A 25,913-nucleotide genomic window follows, 5' to 3' on the forward strand; every position below is an offset into this window, starting at 1 on the left:
TAAAATGGCCAAGCCCCACACCCCAGATCCGCGTCCAAGCCTCGCCGCGCTGTCGGCGCCTCTGGTCGAACGGCTGGTGGCCGACGCCCCGCTGCTCCGCCTCGGCATCGAAAGGGTCGGCGGGGCCTGCGTCGTCGATGCCGGGATCGGCCATCCCGGCGGGCTGGAGGCCGGACGGCGCATCGCTGAACTCTGCATGGGCGGTCTTGGCCGGGTCGCGTTTGGACCGGTCCCCGGCCCGCCATCCTGGCCGTTCGGTGTTACCGTCCACAGCGCGCAGCCGGTCCTCGCTTGCCTCGGCAGTCAATACGCCGGCTGGAGCCTCAGCCACGGCAGCGGCAAGGGCGCCTTCTTCGCGCTGGGCTCCGGCCCCGGCCGCGCGCTGGCACGGCAGGAGGCGCTGTTCGACGAGCTGGCCTACCGCGACAGCGCCGAAGCGGCGGCCTTCGTCATGGAGGCGACGGCGGTGCCCCCCGCCGACCTGATCGGCCACATCGCCGCCACCTGCGGCATCGCCGCGGACCGGCTGACCCTGGTCCTCACTCCGACGCAGAGCCTCGCGGGGACCACCCAGGTTGTCGCCCGCGTGCTGGAGGTCGCCCTGCACAAGCTGCATGCCCTCGGCTTCCCGCTCGACCGCGTCGTCGACGGCATCGGCATGGCGCCGCTTCCCCCACCCGGTGGCAAGTTCCTCACTGCGATGGGCCGCACCAACGACGCGATCCTCTACGGCGGGACGGTCCATCTGCACGTCACCGGTCCGGACGACGCGGCGGAGGATCTGGCCAAGCGCCTGCCTTCCGCCGCCTCGCGGGATCACGGGCGCCCCTTCGCGGAAATCTTCGCGGCGGCGAAGGGAGACTTCTACGCCATCGATTCCATGCTGTTCAGCCCGGCGCGCGTGACCGTCACCGCGCTGGACAGCGGACGCAGCTTCCACGGCGGAACCCTGGCGCCGGACCTCGTGGAGCGCTCGTTCCGCGATGTCCGGTGAGCGCGCTGCCCTGATCCTCACCGAACGGCCCGACTGGCATACGCCGCGGCTGGTCCGGGCCATCGAGGCGCGCGGCCTGCCCTGCCGCTGCGTCTCGCCGCGGCGCTGCGGGATCGCCGTCGGTCACACGGCGACGGGCCTGCTGATCCCCGGCTTCGAGGATACGCTGCCGGCGGGCGTCTTCGTCCGCGCGGTCGGCCAGGGCAGTTTCGAGCAGGTGACGCTGCGCCTGGGCGTGCTCCACGCGCTGCGCGACCTCGGGGTACCGGTCTGCAACGACGCGCAGGCCATCGAGCGCTGCGTGGACAAGAGCATGACGAGCTTCCTGTTGGCCCGCGCCGGCCTGCCCACCCCGCCGGCCCTTGCCACGCAGGAGCCCGAACCCGCCCGATACATCCTCGACCGCGCGCCCGACCAGGTGCTGAAACCGTTGTTCGGCGCCCAGGGGCGCGGCCTGCAACGGTTGGACGGACCTGACGCGCTCCCCGACGCCGAAGCGGTCGGCAGCGTCTACTACCTCCAGCCCTTCATCCCGCCACGGAGCGAGGGCGCGTGGCAGGACCGCCGCGTCTTCGTGACCGGCGGGCGGGCGGTCGCCGCGATGACCCGGCACGGGCGGAGCTGGATCACCAACGTCCATCAGGGGGCGGCGTGCGAAGCCGCCCCGGCGGACGACGAACCCGCCACCCTCGCCGTCCGCGCCGCGGCGGCGGTCGGCGCGAGCTATGCCGGTGTCGATCTGATCCAGGACCGGGCGGGGCGCTGGCTGGTGCTGGAGGTCAACAGCATGCCGGCGTGGCAAGGCCTGCAGCGGGTCAGCGCGGTGGACATCGCCGACGCGCTGGCCGCCGACTTCGTGGAGCGCGTCGGCGCATGATCGGTGGGCCTACGATCGACTGGGCGCCGATCCCACCCGACCCGGCCTCCGGCGTGGCCGGCGCCTACCGCGCCGCCTGCCATCTCGAACTGCGCGCGCTGAAGCCCGGCAATGTGCACATCCACGCCGAGGGGCACGGCATGACCGTTGCCCAGTTTCTCGCCAGCGCCGACGCCACCGCACCCATCCTCGCACGGCCGGGGCTGAGCGTCGGGGAGCGGCTGCACGCGGCCGTCCAGGCCACGCGCGCGGCCGTCGGCTGCAACACCAACCTCGGCATCCTGCTGCTCGCCGCACCGCTGGCCCAGGCCGCGCTGATGACCGGCGGCGGTCCCCTGCGCGACCGGCTGGGCCATGTCCTCGCCAGTCTGACGGTGGCGGACGCGGAGCTGGCTTTCCAGGCGATCGCGCTGGCCGAACCCGCCGGGCTGGGCCGCGTCGAAGGGGCGGACGTGCACGCCCCGGCGCGGGTGACCCTGCTCGACGCCATGCGGGAGGCACGGGACCGCGACACCATCGCCCGGCAATACGCGACGGGCTTCGCGGACGTCTTCGACACCGGCGTGCCGGGCCTGCGGCGATGGCTGGACGCCGGGGCGGGGTTCGAGCAGGCTACGGAGATGATTTATGTCGAATTCCTCGCCACCCTGCCCGACAGCCATGTCACCCGAAAATACGGGCGGGAGCGTTCTGAATGGTTACGCGCGCGGGCTTCGGAATTGAGGGAAAACGCGGCCCCGGATCGTGCATTCACGCTAACGCGATCGCGCTTGGCGGAACTGGACCGTGACCTCAAATACAATGGCGTCAACCCGGGTACGACCGCGGATATTGTCGTGGGTTGCCTTTTTGCATTCTGGCTCATGCAATCCCCGCAGCCGCCCGTCATAACGGACGTTCTTCAAAACGACGCGCTCCGCGAAGAACGTCGGAAACGCTAGGGAGAAAGGACATGCCGATGTGGGGAGGACAGTCCACGAAGATCAACCGCGTGCTCGTCGGCGAGTCGCTGGTCGGTGATGGGAACGAGGTCGCCCACATCGACCTGATCATGGGACCGCGCGGCAGCGCCGTGGAAACGGCCTTCTGCAACGCGCTGACCAACAACAAGGACGGCTTCACCGCCCTTCTCGCCGTCGTGGCACCCAACCTGATGTGCAAGCCGGCGACCATCCTGTTCAACAAGGTCACCATCAAGGGCGCGGAGCAGGCCGTGCAGATGTTCGGCCCCGCCCAGCACGCCGTCGCCAAGGCGGTGGCCGACTGCGTGTCGGAAGGCACCATCCCGCAGGACGAGATCGACAACATCTTCATCTGCGTCGGCGTCTTCATCCACTGGGAAGCCAAGGACAACGCCAAGATCCAGGACTACAACTACCGCGCCACCAAGGAGGCCATCGAACGCGCGGTCGCCAGCTTCCCGAGCGCGCAGGACCTGATGAACCAGAAGGACAAGGTGAAGCATCCCTTCGCCGCGTGACCGGCCTACCGGTTCAGGCCATCCAGTTCCGCGCCGCCGATGCGGCCGTCGTGCAGCGCCGTCGCCACCAGGGCGCCGGCGCTGCCGCGCGCCGCGAGGTTCCGGAGATCGTCGCCGTCGCGCACCCCGCCGGCGGCGAACAGGCTGGCCTGCGGCTTGGTCCGACCGATCTCGGCGAGGCGGCTCCAGTCCGGCCCCTCCCCCGACCCAACGCGGGCCAAGGTCATGACGATGATCCGCTGCGGCCACAGGTCGGGATGGTCCGGCAGGTCCGCTGGCCCGACGAAACGGTCGCGGAAGTCGAGCGACAGGATCACCCGCTCCCAGGCTGGATCGGCCTTCAGCGCGGCGAGCGGCGCGAGACCGTCCAGGCTCTCGCTGCCGAGCACCGCGTCGCCGAGCCCCGACGCGACGAAGCCGCGCACCGCGTCGGCGCTGCGGAACCCGGCATCGACCCAGAATCCGACATCCGGAAAGGCCGCTTTCAGCCGCGCCAGCGCCGGCCGGTTGTCGCCGCTGCCCTGGATGGCGTCGAGGTCGGCGGCATAGACGACGCGGAACGGATGCAGGCGCAGCAGTCCGCCGACCACCGCCACCGGGTCGTTGCCGGCGCACAGCGAGGAGTGCAAGGGCCGATAACAGCCTCGGTCGCCGCGGCGGGCGTGCACCACGCCGTCCTCCCTGAGGTCGATCACCGGAACGACGTGGAACATCTCCCACCCCCTCGGCTGCATGGTGACGGACGGCATGCGCATCCTGGTCGTTGAGTTCGTGACCGGCGGGGGCATGCCGCCGGACTCCCCCATCCCCGCCAGCCTTACCCGTGAGGGCGACCTGATGCTCCACGCCCTGCTGGCCGACCTGCTGGAGGTGCCGGGGGTGGCGGTGACGGTCACCCGCGATGCCCGCCTTCCGCCTCTCACGGCGCCCGTGCGCAGCATAACCATCACCGACCCGCGCGAGTCCTGGTCGCTTTGGGAGGATCTCGCCCGGCAGGCCGACGGCGTCTGGCCGATCGCCCCGGAGACGGACGGCGCGCTGGAGCGCTTCAGCCGCATGGTCGAGGCCAGCGGGCGCACCCTGCTCAACAGCCGCGCCCAGGCGGTGGCCGTCGCGTCCAGCAAGGCGGCGACGGCGGCCCTGCTGTCGGGGGCCGGACTGCCCGTCGTCCCGGTCTGGCGGGTCGGCGCCGTCGCTGCGGACGGCCCGCCGGGACACGGTCCCTGGGTCGTCAAGCCCGACGACGGGGCCGGCTGCATCGACACACGGCTGATCCGCGCCCCTGCCGAATGGCGGGGCTGGCTGGGAGAGGCGGACCGGAGCGGCTTCGTGGTGCAGCCCTTCCAGCCGGGCACGCCGGCCAGCCTGTCGATGCTCTGCCGCGATGGCCGGGCCTGGCCGCTGACCGCCAACCGCCAGAACGTCTCCCTGTCCGGTGGCGTCTTCTCCTACGGCGGAGGGACCGTCGGCGGGATGGCGCTGTCCCCCGCCCTTTCCGATCTCGCGCGGGGTGTCGCGGCGGCGCTGCCCAGCCTGTTCGGGTGCGTGGGGGTGGACATCGTCGTAAGCCCCGACGGGCCGACGGTCATCGAGGTCAACCCGCGTCTCACCACCTCCTCCGTGGGAGTGCGGCGCGCAACGGGGCTGAACGTCGCCGCCGCGGTGCTGGATCTGGCGCGCGACCCGCCGGTTCCGCCGCCGCCGGTGGGGCGCATCGAACCGGTCCTTCTGACTTTGGAGGGGTGACATGGATGGCGGCGGATTGATCGGGCTGGACATCGGCGGGGCGCACCTGAAGGCCGCCCTGTTCGACGGGACGGGGACGCTCCGCGACCTCGACCAATGGCCCTGCCCGCTCTGGCAGGGGCTCGACCGCTTGGAGCAGGCCGTCGCGGCGGTGGTCGCCCGCTGGGGCCTACCGCAGCGGGTGGCCGCGACGATGACCGGGGAGTTGGCGGACCTGTTCGACGACCGCGCCGACGGCGTGCGCCGCATCGCCGCCACGATGCGGACCGCCCTGCCCGCCGCGACGCTCACCGTCTTCGCCGGTCCCCGCGGGCTGGTGCCGCTCGAGGCCGTGCCGGACTGCGCGGAGGCGGTGGCCTCCGCCAACTGGTACGCCACCGCTCTGGTGACCGCGGCGGGCGGCGACGGCGTTCTGTTTGATGTCGGAAGCACCACGACCGACATCGTCCCGCTCGTCGGCGGCAGCCCGCTCCACGCCGGCTATTCCGACGCCGAACGGCTGGACAGCGGCGAGCTGGTCTACACCGGCGTCGTGCGCACACCGGTCATGGCGGTGGCCCGCACCGTTCCCTATGGCGGAGGCCGGCGCGCGCTGATGGCGGAGCTGTTCGCAACCATGGCCGACGTCCATCGCCTCACCGGCACGCTGCCGGAGGGCGCCGACCAGCACCCGACGGCCGACGGGCGCGACCACGGCATCACCGCCAGCGCGCGGCGCCTGCTGCGGATGGTCGGCGACGACCTGGAGCCGGACGGCCTGCCGAAGGCCCGTCGCCTCGCCGGCCATCTCGCGGAACGCCAGCTCCGTCGGATCGAGGACGCGCTCGATCAGGTGCTGTCGCGGAACCCGACGGCCGACAGCCTGCCGCTCGTCGGCGCCGGGGTCGGCCGCTTCCTGGTGCGGCGTCTGGCCGAGCGCCGGGGGGCGGACTACCGGGACTTCGAGGCGAATCTGCTGGTGGCGCCGGCCTTGCGGGAGCGCACGGGATGGTTCGCCCCCGCCGTCAGCGTCGGCTGGCTTGCCTTCGACGGTGCGCCGCACAAACACCTTTGCCCGGTTGCCGCGGTCGCCGGGGCGGTCCCATACTTGGGCGATTGAACACAAAAGCAGGACCGGACGATGGCTGCCATGGCCACGTTCCTTTGGTCGTCCGCGCGTGCGGCGCTGGGCGGCGTCTGGCTGCTCGTTTGCCTGCTCTCGGCGGCCCCGGCGATGGCCGACCCCCTGCCCGTGTTCGAGGTTGCCCCCGGTGTGTTCGTGCACGCCGGCCGCCACGAGGAGACCGACGCGGCGAACGCCGGGGACATCGCCAACTGCGGGTTCATCGTCGGGGCCGAGGCGGTCGCGGTGATCGACAGCGGCGGCTCGCCGGTTATTGGACATCGTTTGCGTGAGGCGGTCCGCCTCCACACCGACCGTCCCATCCGCTACGTGATCAACACCCACATGCACCCGGACCATGCGCTGGGGAATGCCGCCTTCCTGCCCGACCGGCCGGACTTCGTCGCGCATGTCCGTTTCCAGGCCGCCCTGGCGGCGCGCGTGGACCACTACCGGCAGGCCTTCGACGCCGCGGTCGGCTCCGCCGCCGCCGCGGAGGTCCGGATCATCCCGCCGACCGTCGTGGTCGCCGACCGCCTGGAGCTGGATCTGGGCGGGCGCGTGCTGGAGCTTGTCGCGTGGCCGGTGGCCCACACCGACAACGATCTGACGGTGCTTGACCGGCAAACGAGGACGCTGTGGGCCGGGGACCTGCTGTTCATGGAGCGGGCGCCGGCGATCGACGGCTCCGTCCTCGGCTGGCTCCGCGTTCTCGACGCTCTGGCCGCGGAACCGGCGACGCGCGTCGTTCCTGGTCACGGACCGCCTTCGGCCCCATGGCCCGATGCGGCCGGGGACCTGCGCCGCTACCTGGGCCGGGTGGTCGAAGGCGTCCGGAAGGTCCAGGCCGCCCACGGCACGATCCAGCAGGCGGTCGACACGGTCGCCGCCGACGAGGCGCCGCGCTGGCGCCTGTTCGAGTCCTACAACCCGCGCAACGTGACGGCGGCTTTCGCCGAACTGGAATGGGAATGACACCATGACCACACCGCACCGGATCATCGTCACGCTGTCGGGATTGACGCTGGCGGGCGCCGCCTGGCTGTGCCTGGGCAGCGTGGGCGCTCTGGCGGCCTCGCCGCAGGAGGAACGCTGGGACATGCTGCGCGACATGTATTTCTCGGGCCGCAGCGTCGAAGATGCCGGTCCGCTCCTCAGCCTGGAGGCGCCGAAGCGGGCCAACGACGCGGCGGTCGTGCCCGTCCGGATCGTGACGGCGCCGGGAGGCGGGGTCCAGGTGACCGCGGTCCATCTCATCGTCGATGAGAATCCCGTGCCGATGGCCGCGACCTTCCGTTTCGCCCACGGCGACAGCCCGCAGGCGGTCGACACCCGTCTGCGGGTGAACGCCTACACCAACATCACCGCCGTCGCGGAGACCAGCGACGGGCGGCTGCTCCGCACCACGCAATTCGTCAAGGCGTCCGGAGGATGCTCCGCTCCGGCGCTGAAAAACGCCCAGCTCGCCGTCGCCCGCATGGGCAAGATGAAGCTGAACCTGCCCGACAGCATCACCGCCGGGAAGCCGCTGACCGCGCAACTGCTGATCAGCCATCCCAACTACACCGGCATGCAGTACGACCAACTCAACTACTATTTCATCCCCGCCCACTACGTGAAAACCATCGCCATCCGCTACAACGGGGCGTCGGTGCTCGATGTGCAATCGGACATTTCGTTGAGCGAGGACCCCAGCATCCATTTCTCCCTGGTGCCGGACGAGCAGGGAACGCTGGAGGTCACCGCCGAGGATTCGAACGGGCGGATCTTCCAGGAAAGCTGGCCGATCCGCGCCAACTCCGGTTCGTGAGAGGACGGCGCCGCCGGACCGTTCAGAAGCACTTCAGGTCGGCGGCGACCTGGGCCTGCCGGAACTCGTTCAGCAGATCCTTGATCCACCCGACGTCGCGCATCAGCGCGGCGCGCTCCCCGGGGGCCTCCTGCATGCCGCGCGCGGTCTCCACCGCCACGTAGCTGTCGTAGGGGAAATGCGCGGCGATCTCGTCGATGCTGCAGGAGCATTTGCGCACCACGTCCGGTCCCTGGCCGTTGGAAACCATGCAGCCGAGGACGTAATCGACGCGGGCGTAGGTGGGGTAGCCGTCCTCGGCCTGCGCCGTGCCGCAGCCGATCAGAAGCGCGATCAAGGCAACCGGAACACCATTCCTCGTCATCGGGTCGGGTCCATGCTTGTCTGTTCGAAAGAGCGCGCCGTCATGGTGGGGCGATCAAGCATCCGTCCTCAAGCACGCATTTGGAGACGGCTGCGGGAAAGACCGGCGGAATAGAAACAGAGTTGAATAAATTCGGCGCGCCTTCACCACAAAGCCATCCACCCCTATTTTCCGTGCCGCTATCCCTTCGCAGGATGGCCGCACCGGGATTGGACCGGTAGGCTTCCTCAGGAGGACCGAAATCGCAGCTGGTCCTTATCCATTCAACCGGGACCCAAGGGAGCGCATCATGAAGACCTGGCGCAAACCGAAAATCCGTGTGATCGCCGTCGGCACCGAAATAAACGCCTACGCCTGCGCCCAGCTTTGATGGCGTGGCAACGGCGAAGCCGTGCGCCTCACCATACCCACCGCCAACCGCCTTGCGGGCAGTGGTGAATCGCGTCTCCGCTGCCCGCCCTTCTCGACAAGGCCGTCAGGCGAGCGACGGCCTCACGTCGGACGCAACGGCTCGAACCGGGCGAACCATTGGCCCGCCCCATCCGGCGCCGCGTTGTCGTAGTACAGCGACGACAGGCGCAGACGGCCGGCGCCTTCCAACCGGGGGCCCGTCGCCATGGTGTGAAAGCCCTCGCCACCCACCACGCGGTGGGCGATGGTGAGGTAGAGACGCGACAGCATCCCGTCCCGCAGCATCGTGGACAGCATGCGGGGACCGGTCAGCAGATACACGCTGCGAAAGCCGAGCGTGCCGAGTTCCCGGACCAGAGGCGCGCCCTCCACGGACGCACCGTCTCCGGCGATGATCACCGGATAGCCGCGCGCCCTCAGCGCGTCGACCCGGTCGCGCGGGGCCTGCCGGCCGGTCGCAACCAGAACGCGCTGCCTTTCTCGGATCACCGACTCCGGCACGGGGAAGTCCAGGCTGGCGCTGGCGATCACAATGGCGGGCTGGGCGGACAGGCCGTTCTCCCGCCGCCACCGCGCAAGGTCGCGGTCCGTGGCCCGCGTCCCGATCTGCAACACGTCGTCCAACCGGCCCGCCGCGAGGTCGCGCAGATAGCCGCCGTGCGTGACGAGGCAATCCGCCTGGGCCTGCAATTCAAGGAACAGGCGGAAATCGTTCCCGCTGATGATTTCGCTGGGAAGATGGCTTTCTCCGGTCACGGTGTCCGGTACGGCGATGCGCCCGTCGAGGCTGCCGACGAAACTCGCATAGACGAACGGCGCCGCGGCGCTGCCCAGGGTGTGCAGCGCATCGGCCACATAGAGCCCGGCCAGCGCCACCTCTTCGGGCGGTCCCGGAAAAAGCCTCAGCACACGCGCAGCCATACCCGACGATAACACCCTCCTTTCCGCGTCCAACAGCGCGGAAGGAGGAGGCGCTTGCGGCCGCTCCCTCCCCGTCAGCTGAACCAGCGGGCGGCATCACCGGTCTGCCCGACGATGGTGACGCTCACCCCGGGCCGCAGATCGAGCACGGTGCTGCCGTTGACGACCCTCGCCGACGCGATCACGCTCTTGAGATCGAGCGAGGCGTCGAACAGCGCCAGCCGGTCGGTGCCCGCGGTGAAATCCATCACCATCGACCCGCCGGACGCCCCACCGAGGGCGAAGAGGTCCGCCCCGGCACCACCCCACACCGTGTCGGCCCCCTGGTCGAGGAACAGGACATCGTCGCCCGCTCCACCGACCAGCACATCGTCGCCCGCTCCGCCGAACAGCGTGTCGTTGCCATCTCCACCATACAGCGTGTCGTTGCCGGCCCCGCCATCGGCCAGGTCGTTGCCGGCTCCCAGCGACAGGATGTCGTTGCCCGCCTCGCCGAACAGCGTGTCGTTGCCATCCTCGCCGAACAGCGTGTCGTCCCCAGCGCCGCCGCTGGCGATATCGTTGCCGGCTCCCAGCGACAGGACGTCGTTGCCCGCTTCGCCGAACAGAGTGTCGTTGCCATCGCCGCCGAAGAGGGTGTCGTTGCCGGTGCCGCCGAACAGAGCGTCGTTGCCGCCTTCACCAATCAGGATGTCGTTGCCGGCCCCACCGCCCATCGTGTCGTTGCCGGCCCCGCCGCCCACCGTATCGTTGTCGGCGCCGCCATCCATCAGGTCGTCGCCGTCGCCGCCGTGCATCAGGTCGTCGCCGTCGTCGCCATAGAGCGTGTCGTCGCCGAGCGTGCTGGCCACCGTGTCGTTGCCGCCACCGCCGGACAGGAGATCGTCGCCGGGGCCGAGGGTGATCGACTGGCTGCTGCCGTCGCCATACACCACCTGGTTGCCCTCGCCGCCGGTCAGCGTCGCCGAACCGACGACCGCGGCGAACGTCACCGCGTCGAGCTGGATGGTCAGCGGTCCCGCGGCTCCGGTGGTGTCGATGACCAGGGCCGTCGGCATGCCGGAGCCCGACGCGGCGCCGGTGACCCGGACCGCCGCCGCGGTGGCGGACGCGCTGAAGGTGAGCGTGCGCAGCAGCAGGGATGCCTGCTGCGACAGCGTGCCCAGGAAGCGGCCGGCGCCGCTGGACAGGTCGGACCGAGACGACGACCCGGCCGTCGTGCGCGCCTCGATCGCCTGGATCAGGTCGGCCTGCGCCAGGGTCGCCCCCTCGCGGGCCGCCGGGCCGCTCGCCGTCACGCCGACACCGGTCGGCAGGCCGACCTGCAGCGTGGTCACCACGGTCGGCTGCCCGGTGGCGGGGTCGGTCAGCGTCTCGCGGACCAGCGGCACGTCGGCCAACGCCGGATTCGGGCTGCCGGGGTCCTCCGTGCGGCCGGCGGCGGGCGCCTGGACCATCACCGTGCTGACGGCCCGTCCGCTGGACTGCGACGCGAGCGTCTGGACCTGCGCGCCGTCCACCACCGCTCCCGCCGCCTTCGCCGCGGTCGCCGTCCCGGCCGCCGAAACGTTGCCCGCCGCATCGGTCAGCGTGACCGAGAGGGACAGCGTGCCGTCGGGCAGGCCGGACACGTCGATCCCGCCAACCGTGCGCCCCGCCCCGGTGAGCGTTCCGCTCCCCGTCAGCGGACCGCCGCCGCCCGAGGAGGACAGCGTCCAGCGGAAGGTCGCCCCCGCCTCGCCGCCCGAGAGGACGAAACCGACGCTGCTCTGCTTGGCCTGGTCGATGGACGAGTCGTCGAACGCCACCGACGGGGCCGGCGGGGCGACGGTGTCGATGATCACCGACAGGACGCCCGACGCCAGACCGGTGTTGCCGGCCGCGTCGGTCGCCCGCGCGGTGAAGGCGTGGGGGCCGTCCGCCAACGGCGTCGCGCTGAGATCGGCGACCCAGGCGCCTTGCGCGTCGGCGGTGACCGTCGCCACCTCCGTCCCGCCATCGGACAGGACGACCCGGCTGTCGGCTTCCGCCGTACCGCGCACGAACAGCCGGTTGCGGTTGGTGCTGGCGACCGTCACCGGCAGCGTGCCGGCGGCGTCAGCGCTCGCCGCGGTGATCGTCGGGCTGCCCGGCGGGGTGACGTCCAGCATCGGCAGGGTCAGCGTGCCGGTGGCCGGCGTGGTGATGCCGTCGCTGACCGTCACCGCGACCGTCGCCGTGGCGGCGTTGCCGCCGGTGATCCGCAGGGCGGCGAGGGTCGCGTTCACGTCGGCGACCGACCCGGTGATCGTCACCGTTCCTTCACCCGCCGTCGCAACAGCCGCCTGTCCCGCCGCCGTGGTGCCCAGGGTCGCCTGGGACGGGGTCAGGGTCACCGTGACCGCCGGGCTGTCCGGATCGGCAACCTGGATGCCCGTCAGCGCCGTGGCGAGGCCCTGGGCGAGAGTGATCGGCTGCGGCAGGGTGAGCGTCGGCGCGACCAGGGTCGCCGGATCGGCGATGGTCACCGCGATGGTCGCCTCGGCGTCGGTCGTCAGCGTGCCGAGGTCGCTGGTCGTCACCCGGATCGCGCCGGAGGTCTGGCCCGCCGTCCCGGTGAAGGTCAGGGTAGCCAGCGTCGCTGTGATGTCGGCCTGGGTGCCGAGGAGGCGCCAGACCCCGGCGGAGGGCTGGGTCAGGGTCACCCCGCCCTGAGCCGTCAGGGCCAGCGCGCCGTTGGTGGTGGTCAGCGTGACCTGCAGGGTCGGGCTGTCGTAATCGCTGACCGACAGGCCGGTCACCGCCGTCGCCACGCCGGAGACCACCGACAGGGCGGTGGGCGCCGTGTGCTCCGGCGAGGACAGCACGCCGATGACCAGCAGGCTGTCGGCATCGGGGGTCAGCGGCTGGTCGTCGGAGGATTCGAAGCGGATCGACGCGCTGGTGACGTTGCGCGACGCGGTGAATTCAAGCTGCTGGAGGGTGCGGTTCACGTCCTCCAGCGAGCCGGTGAGCCGGACCTTGCCGTTGCCGAGGTCGCTCGCCGTGGCCGACCCGAAAAGCGGCAGGGTGAGCGTGCCGTTGGTCGGCGTCAGCACAACGGTCATCGTGCCGCCGTCGACGTCTGTGATCTCCAGCCCCAGCACTTCGGTCGACCGGCCGGCGACGATGGTTGGGCTGCTCGGCAGAACGTTGGCCGGCGGCGACTGGATGGCGATGGCGAGCGTGCCCGAGGCGTCCGGCGTCGAGGGATCGCCGTCGTTCACCGTCACCGCGATGCTGCCCGCCGTCTGCCCGCCGGAACCGGTGAAGACCAGCGAGGCCAGCGTCGTGTTGACGTCGGCCACGCTGCCGCTGACCGTCACGGTGCCGTCGCCGGCCGTGCTGACCGCGGCGGGGCCGGCGAGACCGAGGCTGCCGTGGCCGGGCGTCAGGGTCACCGTCACCGTGGCGCTGTCGCCGTCCATCACCGACAGCCCGGCGATGGCCGCGGCCGTTCCCGCCACCACGGTCGGGGAGGTCGGCAGGGTGAGCTTCGGGTCGATCGGATCCTCGTTGCGGATGGTCCCCGACGCCGACGCCATTTCGATCGCCGTCGCCGCGACCGACGGGTTGGACAGGGTGACGGTGAAGGTCTCGTCCGGCTCGATGTCCGTGTCGCCCGACACCAGTATGGTGATGGTCTTGGTCGCCTCGCCGTCGGCGAAGGAGACGGTCCCCGAGGGCAGCGTCCCGCCGAAATCGGCGGCGTCGAGCGTCGCGCCCTCCGGACCGGTGCCGGCCGCGACCGTCCAACCCACCCTCAGGGCGCCGCTGGTGTTGCCGGCGCGGGTGACGGTGAAGGTGAAGGTGGTACCGCCGCCGTCGCCCTCGCGCTTGTCGGCGTCGGCCGCCGTGATGGCGAGGCGCGACGGGATGACCACGGCCACCTGGGCGGCGCTGATCTGCTGCTGCAGGTTGGCGCCGGTGAAGGCGGTGACGGCACCCGACACATCGCCCGCGGCGGTGCCGCTGCGCAGCTCGTCCGCCGCCGTGCCCTGCGCCACCACTTGCGCCTGGGCCATCTGGGTCAGCCCGTCGATGCCGCCGCTGCTGGTCGTGCCGGCGGTGATCACCGCGCCGTTCGACGCGGCGATGACGTTGGCGGCACCGCCCGTCACCGTGGCCAGCTTCGCGCTGTCCACGGCCCCGATCCGTGCGCCGGCGGTGGCCAGGATGGCGGCCAGAACCGCCGGATCGGCAAGGTCGATGGTGCCGCCGGCCGGGACGGCCTTGATCGCGTCGGCGATCGCCCCCACCAGTGCCCGCCCGATCACGCCGCTGGCCCGCGGCGTGCCGATCACCACCCCGGCGAGCACGGCGCTGCCCTGGACGATCACGTTGGCGACGCTGGCCGCCGCGGCCTGGGTCTTCAGCGCGTTCGCGATGGCCGCGGCGTCCGCCCCGGTTGTGGTCACAGCGACGATGGGGTCGTAGGTGAGCAGGTCGAGGCCGGCGTCGAGGCCGAGCTTGCTCTTCAGCTCGGTCGCCGCCGCGGCGATCTCCCCGTCCGTCCCGGCGAGCCCCGCCATGCCCATGATGATGGTGGTCAGCGGGGTGATGACCGACGCCGAGCCCGGCGCCTCGTAGACGCCGGTGAAGGCCAGGTTGGTCGAGATGTCGGTGCCGCCGATCATGACGATGGGACCGGACCCGCCGGGGATCGACCAGCTGCCCACCGCGTTGGTGGTCCCGAATGCCTCGCCGTCGTCGAGCTGTCCGTTGGCGTTGGCGTCGGCGAACACCGTGGCCCCGGCGATGTAGCCGTCGATGGCGTGCCCGCCGCGGACATTGACCAGCACGTGGCTGGTAACCGGCGCCGCGCTGCCGAAGGACAGGTTGGTGACGGCGTTGCCGGCGCTGTCGCGGATCTGCGCGCCGTTCGGGTCGATGGCCCCGGCGACCACGATGCCGTCGTTGTCCAGATCGCCCGCGCCGACGGCGTAGCGGAACACCAACTTGCCGGACTCCACACGCAGGAAGGTGGCGTAGCGGGTCTGGGTCCCAATGGTCAGCGCCAGCCGCGGGGCGCCGGTGCCGGAAACGCTGACCGCGTCGCTGAAGGCGACGGTGAAGTCCAGCGTGTCGCCGCGCGCCGCCAGATAGCGGCCGGCGGCCGGCCCGGTCACCGCGGCGACGGTGGCGGCCTGGTCGTCGTTGAGGATGGTGCCGATCGCCGTCGCGTTCTCCACCGTGATCTTGGCGTCGGCGACCGTGGTCGAGGGGGAGAAGAGCAGGACCCGGAACCGCTCGTTGCCCTCCACCTGCCGGTCGCCGCTGATCGGAACGGTGATCGTCTTGCTGGTCTCGCCGGCGGCGAAGGTGACGGTGCCGCTGGGCAGCGTGCCGCCGAAATCGGCCGCGTCGGCGAGGTTGCCGCTCAAGCCGGTCGTATCGACCTGCCATTTGACCGTGGTGGCGCCCGAGCTGTCGCCGCGCCGGGTGATCGTGTAGGTCAGGCTGGTCGACCCGCTGTTGCCCTCGGCGATCGACAGGCTGGACGGGGTTAGGCTCAGCCATTGCACCGGAGTCAGGCTGATCGTCACCGCCCGGCCGACCAGGTTGGTCCCGTCGGACACGGCGTAGCTGAAGGCCCCCGCCGCCCCGGTGGCGCCGAAGGGCGGCGTGTAGATCACCGCGGCGAGCTGGTCGGGCGTCAGCGTGTCGCCGACGGCGAGCGCCGTGCCGTTGTAACGCTGGAGCGTCCCGACCGTCGGCAGGCCGGTCACCGTGATGGTCAGCGGATCGCCTTCCGGATCGACCGGCTTGTCGATCGACAGGCCAACGCGGCTGGAATTCTGGTCGATGGCAACGTGCTTGGCCTCCTGCACCGCCGGGGCGGTGTTGACTCCCCGCACGGTGATGGTCAGCGTCGCGGTGGAGGTCGCGCCGGCTCGGTCGGTGACGGTGTAGCTGACCGTCTCCTGCCGGGTCTGGCCGAACAGCAGCGTGCCGTAGCCGCCCGCCGGGTCGAAGCTGTAGCCGCCGTCGGCGTTCAGCGTCAGCCGGCCGCCACCGGCCAGCGTGATCGCCCGGCCGACGTTGGCGGCGTCGCCGTTCACCGCGCTGACGGTCAGCCGGTCGTCGACGTCGGGGTCCGTGTCGTTGGCGAGCACGCCGTTCGCCGCGACCACCGTGACCGGGGTAAGCCGGTCGGTGTCGCCCGCATCATTCGCCGCGACCGGCGCGTCGTTGACGTTGACGACCTGAATGGTCAGCAGGTCCGAAACCGTCGTGCCGGAGGAATCGGTCGCGGTGACGCGCACCGTCCGGGTGCCGACGTCGGCGTTCCCCGGCGTGCCGGACAGGCGCCCGGTGGCCGCGTCGAAGCTGAGCCAGGCGGGGAGCGCCGAGCCGTCACCGCTGGTCGCGCTGAAGGTCAGGCTGTCGCCGGTGTCCGCGTCGGTGAAGGCTCCCGCCGGGATCGTGTAGGAGAAGGCCTGCCCCTGGTCCACGTTGCGGCTGCCGAGCGTTTGCGCCAGCACCGGAGCGTCGTTGACCGACAGGACAACGACGCTGGTCGTGGTGTTCGTCGCCGACGCGCCGTCCGCATCGGTGACCGTCACGGAAAAGGTCGTCGTCTCCTGGTAGCCGGGGGCGGCGCGGTTGGCCACCGGCTGGAAGTCGAGCAGCCGCAGAGCGGCCTGGGCAGCCGCCGCGGAGCTGGCGATCAGGGTGTAGGTGCCGACGGACGACTTCACAAAGCCGCTGGCGGTGAGGCTGGCGCCAGTGAAGGCGCCGGTGGAGTCGCCGACCGTGCCGCCCGAATCACGGACCGTCACCACGATCGTCTGGGCTTGGCTGGCCTCGTTGTCGGCAATGTTCATGGTGGCGAAGGGCAGACGGTTGGCGGTGTCGTCGGCCGCTTGCCCGGCGACCGCGCCGCCGACCACGGGAGTGCTGTTGCCGGACGGACTCCGGGTGTCGATGGCATAGCCGACCGAGGTCACGCTTCCCGTCGGACTGTTTCCGGCGGTGTCGCTCCACCCCGTTGCCACGGTGATCCGGCTGTCGGAAGCGATCGTTTCCACGCTTGGGGTGAGAGTGGCGGTGTAGACCAGCCCATCGCTGCCGGGCAGGACGGACAGGTTCGACAGCGTTCCGTTCTGCGCGGCCACGGCCGAAAGCGAGAAGCCGACCGGCGCCTCGCTAAAGGTGAAGGTGACGGTCGCCGTCTCTCCCACCCCGAGCGTCGTCTTGCTCAACGCGACGGCGACCGACGGTGTCTCGGTGTCGATGGTCACGGTCAGCGCAGACGAGACGGAGGAGGTGTTGCCCGCCGCATCGGTCACCGTGGCGCTCAGCGTGTGCGCACCGTCGCCCAGCGAGGCCGCCGTGATGCTCCAGGCACCGGCCGCCGCAGCGGTCACCGTGCCCAGGGCCGTCGCGCCCTCGTACAGCACGATCACACCGGCCTCAGCCACCGTCCCGGTGATCACCGGAGCCGCCACGTTGGTCAGCGTGTCCACGGTCGAACCGCTGTTCGAGCCTGCTTCCAGTGCCAGCCCGCTTGGTGCATTGGCGCTGGTGTCGATGGTCACGGTCAACGCAGACGAGGCGACCGATGTGTTGCCCGCCGCGTCGGTCACCTTGGCGCTCAGCGTGTGAGCACCATCGCTCAGTGAAGCCGCCGTGATGCTCCAGGCACCGGCCGCCGCAGCGGTCACCGTGCCCAGGGCCGTCGCGCCCTCGTACAGCACGATCACACCGGCCTCAGCCACCGTCCCGGTGATCACCGGAGCCGCCACGTTGGTCAGCGTGTCCGCGGTCGAACCGCTGTTCGAGCCTGCTTCCAGTGCCAGCCCGCTCGGTGCATTAGCACCGGTGTCGATGGTCACGGTCAGGGCGGTGGAAGCGGAGGAGGTGTTGCCCGCCGCGTCGGTCACCGTGGCGCTCAGCGTGTGCGCACCATCGCTCAGTGAAGCCGCCGTGATGCTCCAGGCACCGGCCGCCGCAGCGGTCACCGTGCCCAGGGCCGTCGCGCCCTCGTACAGCACGATCACACCGGCCTCAGCCACCGTCCCGGTGATCACCGGAGCCGCCACGTTGGTCAGCGTGTCCACGGTCGAACCGCTGTTCGAGCCTGCTTCCAGTGCCAGCCCGCTTGGTGCATTGGCGCTGGTGTCGATGGTCACGGTCAACGCAGACGAGGCGACCGATGTGTTGCCCGCCGCGTCGGTCACCTTGGCGCTCAGCGTGTGCGCACCATCGCCCAGCGAGGCCGCCGTGATGCTCCAGGCACCGGCCGCCGCAGCGGTCACCGTGCCCAGGGCCGTCGCGCCCTCGTACAGCACGATCACACCGGCCTCAGCCACCGTCCCGGTGATCACCGGAGCCGCCACGTTGGTCAGCGTGTCCGCGGTCGAACCGCTGTTGGAACCCGCGGTGAGCGCCAGCCCGCTTGGTGCATTGGCGCTGGTGTCGATGGTCACAGTCAGCGCAGACGAGACGGAGGAGGTGTTGCCCGCCGCGTCAGTCACCGTGGCGCTCAGCGTGTGCGCACCGTCGCCCAGCGAGGCCGCCGTGATGCTCCAGGCACCGGCCGCCGCAGCGGTCACCGTGCCCAGGGCCGTCGCGCCCTCGTACAGCACGATCACACCAGCCTCAGCCACCGTCCCGGTGACCACCGGAGCCGTCACGTTGGTCAGCGTGTCCGCGGTCGAACCGCTGTTCGAGCCTGCTTCCAGCGCCAGCCCGCTCGGGGTATTAGCACCGGTGTCGATGGTCACGGTCAGCGCAGACGAGACGGAGGAGGTGTTGCCCGCCGCATCGGTCACCGTGGCGCTCAGCGTGTGCGCACCATCGCCCAGCGAGGCCGCCGTGATGCTCCAGGCACCGGCCGCCGCAGCGGTCACCGTGCCCAGGGCCGTCGCGCCCTCGTACAGAACCACAACGCCAGCCTCAGCCACCGTCCCGGTGATCACCGGAGCCGTCACGTTGGTCAGCGTGTCCGCGGCCGAACCGCTGTTCGAGCCTGCCGCCAAGGCGATGCCCGTCGGGGCAGAGGCGCTGGTGTCGATGGTCACAGTCAGCGCAGACGAGGCGACCGATGTGTTGCCCGCCGCGTCGGTCACCGTGGCGCTCAGCGTGTGCGCACCATCGCTCAGTGAAGCCGCCGTGATGCTCCAGGCACCGGCCGCCGCAGCGGTCACCGTGCCCAGGGCGGTCGCGCCCTCGTACAGCACGATCACACCGGCCTCGGCGACGCTGCCTGTGATCACCGGAGCCGCCACGTTGGTCAGCGTGTCCGCGGTCGAACCGCTGTTCGAGCCAGCCGCCAAGGCGATGCCCGTCGGGGCAGAGGCGCTGGTGTCGATGGTCACGGTCAGGGCGGTGGAAGCGGAGGAGGTGTTGCCCGCCGCGTCGGTCACCGTGGCGCTCAGCGTGTGCGCACCATCGCTCAGTGAAGCCGCCGTGATGCTCCAGGCACCGGCCGCCGCAGCGGTCACCGTGCCCAGGGCGGTCGCGCCCTCGTACAGCACGATCACACCGGCCTCGGCGACGCTGCCTGTGATCACCGGAGCCGCCACGTTGGTCAGCGTGTCCGCGGTCGAACCGCTGTTCGAGCCAGCCGCCAAGGCGATGCCCGTCGGGGCAGAGGCGCCGGTGTCGATGGTCACAGTCAGCGCAGACGAGACGGAGGAGGTGTTGCCCGCCGCGTCGGTCACCGTGGCGCTCAGCGTGTGCGCACCATCGCCCAGCGAGGCCGCCGTGATGCTCCAGGCACCAGCCGCAGCAGCGGTCACCGTGCCCAGGGCCGTCGCGCCCTCGTACAGCACGATCACACCAGCCTCAGCCACCGTCCCGGTGACCACCGGAGCCGCCACGTTGGTCAGCGTGTCCGCGGTCGAACCGCTGTTCGAGCCTGCCGCCAAGGCGATGCCCGTCGGCGCGCTTGCCCCGGTGTCGATGGTCACGGTCAGCGCAGACGAGACGGAAGAGGTGTTGCCCGCCGCGTCAGTCACCGTGGCGCTCAGCGTGTGCGCACCGTTGCCCAGCGAAGCCGCCGTGATGCTCCAAGCGCCGGCGGCCGCCGCGGTCACCGTGCCCAGGGCCGTCGCGCCCTCGTACAGAACCACAACGCCAGCCTCGGCGACGCTACCCGTGATCACCGGAGCCGACACGTTGGTCAGCGTGTCAGCCATCGAACCGCTGTTCGAGCCTGCTTCCAGTGCCAGCCCGCTCGGTGCATTAGCACCGGTGTCGATGGTCACGGTCAGGGCGGTGGAAGCGGAGGAGGTGTTGCCCGCCGCGTCGGTCACCGTGGCGCTCAGCGTGTGCGCACCATCGCTCAGTGAAGCCGCCGTGATGCTCCAGGCACCGGCCGCCGCAGCGGTCACCGTGCCCAGGGCGGTCGCGCCCTCGTACAGCACGATCACACCGGCCTCGGCGACGCTGCCTGTGATCACCGGAGCCGCCACGTTGGTCAGCGTGTCCGCGGTCGAACCGCTGTTCGAGCCAGCCGCCAAGGCGATGCCCGTCGGGGCAGAGGCGCCGGTGTCGATGGTCACAGTCAGCGCAGACGAGACGGAGGAGGTGTTGCCCGCCGCGTCGGTCACCGTGGCGCTCAGCGTGTGCGCACCATCGCCCAGCGAGGCCGCCGTGATGCTCCAGGCACCGGCCGCCGCAGCGGTCACCGTGCCCAGGGCCGTCGCGCCCTCGTACAGCACGATCACACCAGCCTCAGCCACCGTCCCGGTGACCACCGGAGCCGCCACGTTGGTCAGCGTGTCCGCGGTCGAACCGCTGTTCGAGCCTGCTTCCAGTGCCAGCCCGCTTGGTGCATTGGCGCTGGTGTCGATGGTCACGGTCAGCGCAGACGAGACGGAAGAGGTGTTGCCCGCCGCGTCGGTCACCCTGGCGCTCAGCGTGTGCGCACCATCGCCCAGCGAGGCCGCCGTGATGCTCCAGGCACCGGCCGCCGCAGCGGTCACCGTGCCCAGGGCGGTCGCGCCTTCGTACAGAACCACAACGCCAGCCTCGGTGACGCTGCCGGTGATCACCGGAGCCGTCACATTGGTCAGCGTGTCAGCCGTCGAACCGCTGTTCGAGCCTGCTTCCAGTGCCAGCCCGCTTGGTGCATTGGCGCTGGTGTCGATGGTCACAGTCAGCGCAGACGAGGCGACCGATGTGTTGCCCGCCGCGTCGGTCACCGTGGCGCTCAGCGTGTGCGCACCATCGCCCAGCGAGGCCGCCGTGATGCTCCAGGCACCGGCCGCCGCAGCGGTCACCGTGCCCAGGGCGGTCGCGCCCTCGTACAGCACGATCACACCGGCCTCAGCCACCGTCCCGGTGATCACCGGAGCCGTCACGTTGGTCAGCGTGTCCACGGTCGAACCGCTGTTCGAGCCTGCCGCCAAGGCGATGCCCGTCGGGGCAGAGGCGCTGGTGTCGATGGTCACGGTCAGGGCGGTGGAAGCGACCGATGTGTTGCCCGCCGCATCGGTCACCGTGGCGCTCAGCGTATGCGCACCGTCGCCCAGCGAAGCCGCCGTGATGCTCCAGGCACCGGCCGCCGCAGCGGTCACCGTGCCCAGGGCCGTCGCGCCTTCGTACAGCACGATCACACCGGCCTCGGTGACGCTGCCCGTGATCACCGGAGCCGTCACATTGGTCAGCGTGTCCGCGGTCGAACCGCTGTTGGAACCCGCGGTGAGCCCCAGCCCGCTCGGGGTATTAGCACCGGTGTCGATGGTCACGGTCAACGCAGACGAGACGGAGGAGGTGTTGCCCGCCGCATCGGTCACCGTGGCGCTCAGCGTGTGCGCACCATCGCCCAGCGAGGCCGCCGCGATGCTCCAGGCACCGGCCGCCGCAGCGGTCACCGTGCCCAGGGCCGTCGCGCCCTCGTACAGCACGATCACACCAGCCTCAGCCACCGTCCCGGTGATCACCGGAGCCGCCACGTTGGTCAGCGTGTCAGCCGTCGAACCGCTGTTCGAGCCTGCTTCCAGTGCCAGCCCGCTTGGTGCATTGGCGCTGGTGTCGATGGTCACGGTCAAGGCGGTGGAGGCGGAGGAGGTGTTGCCCGCCGCGTCGGTCACCGTGGCGCTCAGTGTGTGCGCACCATCGCCCAGCGAAGCCGCCGTGATGCTCCAAGCGCCGGCCGCCGCAGCGGTCACCGTGCCCAGGGCGGTCGCGCCCTCGTACAGCACGATCACACCAGCCTCGGTGACGCTGCCCGTGATCACTGGAGCCGACACGTTGGTCAGCGTGTCCGCGGTCGAACCGCTGTTCGAGCCTGCTTCCAGTGCCAGTCCGCTCGGGGTATTAGCTCCGGTGTCGATGGTCACCAGCAGGGGACCCGACACCCCACCCTCGACACCGGACGCGATCACCTTGGCCGTCAGAGTCCAATCCCCGTCGGCAAGAGTCGTGCCGGGGATCACGGACCAGGCGCCGGAGCCATCGGCCGTGCCCGTCCCGATCTCGACGCCGTTTCCGTAGAGATGGACGACGGCGCCGGCTTCGGCGGTTCCGGTCAGTGTGGGTTGAGCCGCATTCGTCAGCCCGTCGCCGATGGCGCCGCTGTCCGACGCCGGGCTCAGCGCCGGTACGGACGGGATGGCCGGCAGCACGATCAGCGTGTCAACACCGTTGAGCGTCAATGTCTGGAACGGCGTGTGGACGGTCTCGATGCCGGAAACGAAGAGCGTTCCATGGTTGCCGACCGGGGCGAACGTTACCACGTCGGTGCCGACGCCGCCGACCAGCGTCTCCACGCCAGCCACGACGAGCGTGTTGCCCGCGCTGTCGCCCAGCGTCACGATGTCAAGGCCGATGCCGCCGTTGAGCGTTTCGACGCCGCTGACCAGCAGCGTGTTGCCCACACCGTCCAGCGTCACCACGTCGGCGCCAATGCCGCCGACCAGCGTTTCGACGCCGCTCACCAGCAGCGTATTGCCGGCGCTGCCCAACGCCACCAAGTCGACGCCGACGCGGCCGATCACCGTCTCGACACCGTCCACCAGCAGCGTGTTGCCGGCGCTGCCCAGTTCCACCAGGTCGGTGCCGGACGTGCCGATCAGCGTCTCGATCCGCCACACTGTGAGCGTGTTGCCGGCACTGTCGCCGAGCGTCACGATGTCGAGTCCGCTGCCGCCCTTGATCGTTTCGACACCGCTCGCCGTCATCACGTTGCCGCCGGTGCCGAACGTCACGACGTCGGTGCCTGAACCGCCGGTCAGCGTCTCCAGCAGCCGGACCAGCAGCGTGTTGCCGCCGCTGCCCAGCGTCACGACATCTGTGCCGGAGCCGCCAAACAGCGTCTCGACCTCCGACACCCCGATGGTGTTGCCGTCGCTGCCCAGCGTCACAACGTCGGTCGCGGCGCCGCCGGTCAGCGTCTCGATGCCGCTGACCATCAAGGTGTTGCCCCACGTCGTGCCGAAGGACACCACGTCGGTGCCGGAACCGCCGATCAGGGAATCCAACCGTGACACCGACATCGTGTTGCCGCCGTCGACGAGCGTCACGATATCCCGGCCGGAGTTGCCGTTCAGCGTCTCGATGCCGCCGACCAGCGTGGTCATCCCGGAGGCGGAGACCGTCACCACGTCGGTGCCGGTGCCGCCGATCAACGTTTCCAGAGCGTTCACCAGCATGGTGCTGCCGGCTCCGCCCAGCGTCACCACGTCGATGCCGGAGGCGCCGATCAACGATTCCAGAAGGGACACCGTCAGTGTGTTCCCACCCGTGAGCACCGTCACCGCCTCGATGCCGACACCGCCGATCAAGGTCTCGACGCCGCTCACCCGCATCGTGGCGCCGCCGGTGCCCACGGTCAGGATGTCGGTGCCGGCCCCGCCGATCACCGTCTCCATCAACCGGATCGTCAGCGTGTTGCCGCTGCTGTCGAGGTTCACGATGTCGGCGCCGGTGCCGCCGATCAGCGTTTCGACCAGACTCACCGCCACCGTGTTGCCACCGGTGCTCAGCGTCACCACATCGGTGCCGGCCCCGCCGATCAGCGTCTCGGTCAACCGCACCAACAGCGTGTTGCCGTTGCCGTCGAGGCTCACGATGTCGGCGCCGGTGCCACCGATCAGCGTTTCGACGAGACTCACCGCCACCGTGTTGCCGCCGCTGCTCAGCGTCACCACATCGGTGCCGACTCCCCCCGTCAGCGTTTCGACGCCCCGTATCAGCAACGAAGTGCCGCCGCTGCCCAACGTCACGTTGTCCGTGCCGGTGCCGCCAATCAATTGCTCAATCAACCGGACCAGGACCGTGCCGCCGCCGCCGCCCAGAGTCACAACGTCGGTGCCGGTGCCACCCGTCAGCGACTCGACGCCAGTCACCAGCACCGTGTTGCCGCCGCTGCCCAGCGTCATGACGTCGGTCCCAACGCTGCCGGCCAGCGTCTCCAGCTTCGACACCGTCAGCGTGTTGCCCGCGCTCTCGCCCAGCGTCACGGCGTCGGTGCCGATGCCGCCCGTCAGCGTCTCGATGCCGCTCACCAGCACCGTGTTGCCGAGGCTGCTCAACGTCACGACGTCGGTGCCGATGCCGCCGCTCAGCGTCTCGACGCCACCCACCAGCATGGTGTTTCCGAAGGAGCCCAGCGTCACCACGTCGGTGCCCGCACCGCCGGTCAACGTCTCGACCCCGCTCACCAGAAACGTGTTGCCGCCGTTGGCCAGGATCACGAGGTCGCTGGCGGTGCTGCCGGTCAGCGTCTCGATCCCGCTGACGAGGAAGGTCGCCCCGACGTTGACCAGGGCCACCACGTCCGTGCCGGTTCCGCCGGTGAGCGTGTTGATCTGCGACAACGCGATCGTGTTTCCGCCATCGCCCAGCGTCACGATCACCGGGGCGACATTGCGGAAATACTCAAGATCGCCGCCGTCGACTCCGATCACCAGATCGCGGTCGCCATCGCCGTCGAGATCGCCCAGAGCCGGCCGCGGGTACGCTCCGGGGCCGAGAGCCCCATAGGGATTCGTGGCAAGCAGCGAAAAGGTCGGAGCCGCCGCCGTGCCGACGTTGACGTAAACGGTGCTCTTGGTGATCAGATCGACGAGGCCGTCCCCGTTGATGTCCGCCAGCGCGGGGGACGCGTAGCCGTCGACGGCGCGGGACAGGCCGAAGGGACTGGTCCCTTCCAGCGAGAAGGTCGGCGCCAGCGTCGACCCGTTGTTGCGGTAAAGGAGGATGTTCCCCTCCGCGTTGCCGATCAGCAGGTCGAGATCCCCGTCGCCGTCCAGATCGGCAAAGCTCGGCGCCCCATAACTGCCCGCGCCCTGGATGCCGAACAGATTGGTGCCCTCCAGCGAGAAGGCCGGTGCCTGCGCCGTTCCGTTGTTGCGGAAGAAGAGGGTGGTGCCGGCGTGGTTCCCGACGAACAGGTCGAGATCGCCGTCGCCGTCGATGTCCGCGAAGGAGGGAAGCGCGCCGCCCGCGCTGAGGTTGGTGATGCCGAACGGATTGGTGCTGTCCAGCGTGTAGGTCGGCGACAGTGTCGTTCCGGTGTTCCGGAAAAAGACCGTGTTTCCGTCCGCATTGCCGACCAGAAGATCGAGGTCGCCGTCGCCATCAAGGTCGGCCAGGACTGGAGCCGCCTCGCTTCCGATGTCGGAGAGGCCGAAGCTGTTGGTGCCGATCATGGTGAAGGTCGGATTCGCCACGGTCTATCAACCCTCAAGTCACACAACCGGCGCGGACACCGGTCTCAACGGATGAATCAATGTAAGATTAAGGCCTAATTATTGGTATATGCGAGGCATGCAGGCTTCTCCGCTGGTTGAAGGCGCCGGCACCCGCCCGCGGAAATCCCTACTTTTTTGCCAGTTTCTTGCATAGAACGAAAGCACGCGCTCTGCCGTCCCAACAGGATACCCAGCACGGACAAGTGTTACCGTTCGATTGAATTTGAAACCAAGGGTTTCCGAAAAAACGGGAAAACGCCTTGGCAAACAGAACCAACGCCGAACGCACCAGCCGGCGTCCTCGTCCGGCAGCCGGCCCCTTCCGACACTTCCGCCGGACACCGGACCGGCTTTCCAACCGTCCCACCAATGGCGGACCGATGGATCGATGCCGTCCAACGGTGGCGGAGGCGGCGACTCGGGCTCCACCGACGACCGACCGGCGGACGGGGATCATTTCCTCCATCGGCCTGCGGGATGTTCAGAACCGACAAAATCCGTTCCGAAGCGACAATCAAGCCCGCAGCGCTTCCGCTACCCTCC

At 70.2% G+C, this 25,913-nt stretch carries 13 protein-coding genes; 9 read left to right on the forward strand and 4 right to left on the reverse strand.

What is annotated here, in order from left to right; translation table 11 throughout:
- Positions 1-4 precede the first annotated feature (4 nt).
- From mch to fae, 4 genes are read left to right on the forward strand one after another with little or no spacing between them, the layout of a single operon-like run.
- Entirely contained in the window at positions 5-994 is a 990-nt protein-coding gene (gene mch / locus D3869_RS24715; RefSeq protein WP_137142417.1) for a methenyltetrahydromethanopterin cyclohydrolase, read from the forward strand.
- Positions 984-1,871 (forward strand): RimK family alpha-L-glutamate ligase, encoded by an 888-nt coding sequence (locus D3869_RS24720; RefSeq protein WP_137142418.1) that lies wholly within the window; start codon positions 984-986, stop codon positions 1,869-1,871. Before mch ends, D3869_RS24720 begins: the two co-directional genes overlap by 11 nt.
- Entirely contained in the window at positions 1,868-2,812 is a 945-nt protein-coding gene (locus tag D3869_RS24725; protein WP_137142419.1) for a triphosphoribosyl-dephospho-CoA synthase, read from the forward strand. Before D3869_RS24720 ends, D3869_RS24725 begins: the two co-directional genes overlap by 4 nt.
- Before the next feature lie 11 nt (positions 2,813-2,823).
- Positions 2,824-3,351: a formaldehyde-activating enzyme gene (gene fae, locus D3869_RS24730; protein WP_275945596.1), complete on the forward strand. Its 528-nt coding sequence runs from the start codon at positions 2,824-2,826 to the stop codon at positions 3,349-3,351.
- 5 nt (positions 3,352-3,356) lie between these two features.
- Here the strand turns inward: fae and D3869_RS24735 are convergent, their stop codons facing one another.
- Complete coding sequence (locus tag D3869_RS24735) at positions 3,357-4,100, reverse strand: HisA/HisF-related TIM barrel protein (protein WP_247895957.1); 744 nt, start codon at positions 4,098-4,100, stop codon at positions 3,357-3,359.
- On the opposite strand from D3869_RS24735, the gene D3869_RS24740 reads away from it, so the two are divergent.
- The 4 genes from D3869_RS24740 to D3869_RS24755 are packed head-to-tail and all read left to right on the forward strand — an operon-like array spanning position 4,099 to position 8,009.
- The gene (locus D3869_RS24740; RefSeq protein ID WP_137142420.1) at positions 4,099-5,097 is read left to right on the forward strand and encodes an ATP-grasp domain-containing protein; all 999 of its coding nucleotides are present in this window, start codon (positions 4,099-4,101) and stop codon (positions 5,095-5,097) included. The two genes, D3869_RS24735 and D3869_RS24740, sit on opposite strands and share 2 nt — an antisense overlap.
- A 1-nt stretch (position 5,098) precedes the next feature.
- A complete protein-coding gene (locus tag D3869_RS24745) occupies positions 5,099-6,196 on the forward strand; it encodes a hydantoinase/oxoprolinase family protein (RefSeq protein WP_137142421.1) in 1,098 nt (365 codons plus the stop codon).
- A gap of 30 nt (positions 6,197-6,226) precedes the next feature.
- Positions 6,227-7,174, forward strand: coding sequence for a quinoprotein relay system zinc metallohydrolase 2 (locus D3869_RS24750; RefSeq protein WP_175426598.1), 948 nt, complete (start codon positions 6,227-6,229; stop codon positions 7,172-7,174).
- A gap of 4 nt (positions 7,175-7,178) precedes the next feature.
- Positions 7,179-8,009, forward strand: a complete 831-nt coding sequence (locus D3869_RS24755) for a quinoprotein dehydrogenase-associated SoxYZ-like carrier (protein ID WP_137142423.1) — start codon at positions 7,179-7,181, stop codon at positions 8,007-8,009.
- Positions 8,010-8,031: 22 nt separating this feature from the next.
- Here D3869_RS24755 and D3869_RS24760 read toward each other — a convergent pair whose 3' ends face one another.
- Positions 8,032-8,346 (reverse strand): hypothetical protein, encoded by a 315-nt coding sequence (locus D3869_RS24760; protein WP_109069798.1) that lies wholly within the window; start codon positions 8,344-8,346, stop codon positions 8,032-8,034.
- Between the two features lie 316 nt (positions 8,347-8,662).
- Between D3869_RS24760 and pqqA the strand changes: the two genes are divergently transcribed.
- Entirely contained in the window at positions 8,663-8,743 is an 81-nt protein-coding gene (gene pqqA / locus D3869_RS34660; RefSeq protein WP_014242213.1) for a pyrroloquinoline quinone precursor peptide PqqA, read from the forward strand.
- A 122-nt stretch (positions 8,744-8,865) separates the two neighbouring features.
- Here the strand turns inward: pqqA and D3869_RS24770 are convergent, their stop codons facing one another.
- Both D3869_RS24770 and D3869_RS24775 read right to left on the reverse strand, forming a co-directional pair.
- Positions 8,866-9,705, reverse strand: coding sequence for a RibD family protein (locus tag D3869_RS24770; protein WP_137142424.1), 840 nt, complete (start codon positions 9,703-9,705; stop codon positions 8,866-8,868).
- A 74-nt stretch (positions 9,706-9,779) separates the two neighbouring features.
- On the reverse strand, positions 9,780-25,328 hold the full coding sequence (locus D3869_RS24775; RefSeq protein ID WP_432613436.1) for an Ig-like domain-containing protein: 15,549 nt from the start codon (positions 25,326-25,328) through the stop codon (positions 9,780-9,782).
- Positions 25,329-25,913 lie beyond the last annotated feature (585 nt).

Source organism: Azospirillum brasilense (assembly GCF_005222205.1).
In the GTDB taxonomy this organism is placed as follows: domain Bacteria; phylum Pseudomonadota; class Alphaproteobacteria; order Azospirillales; family Azospirillaceae; genus Azospirillum; species Azospirillum brasilense_G.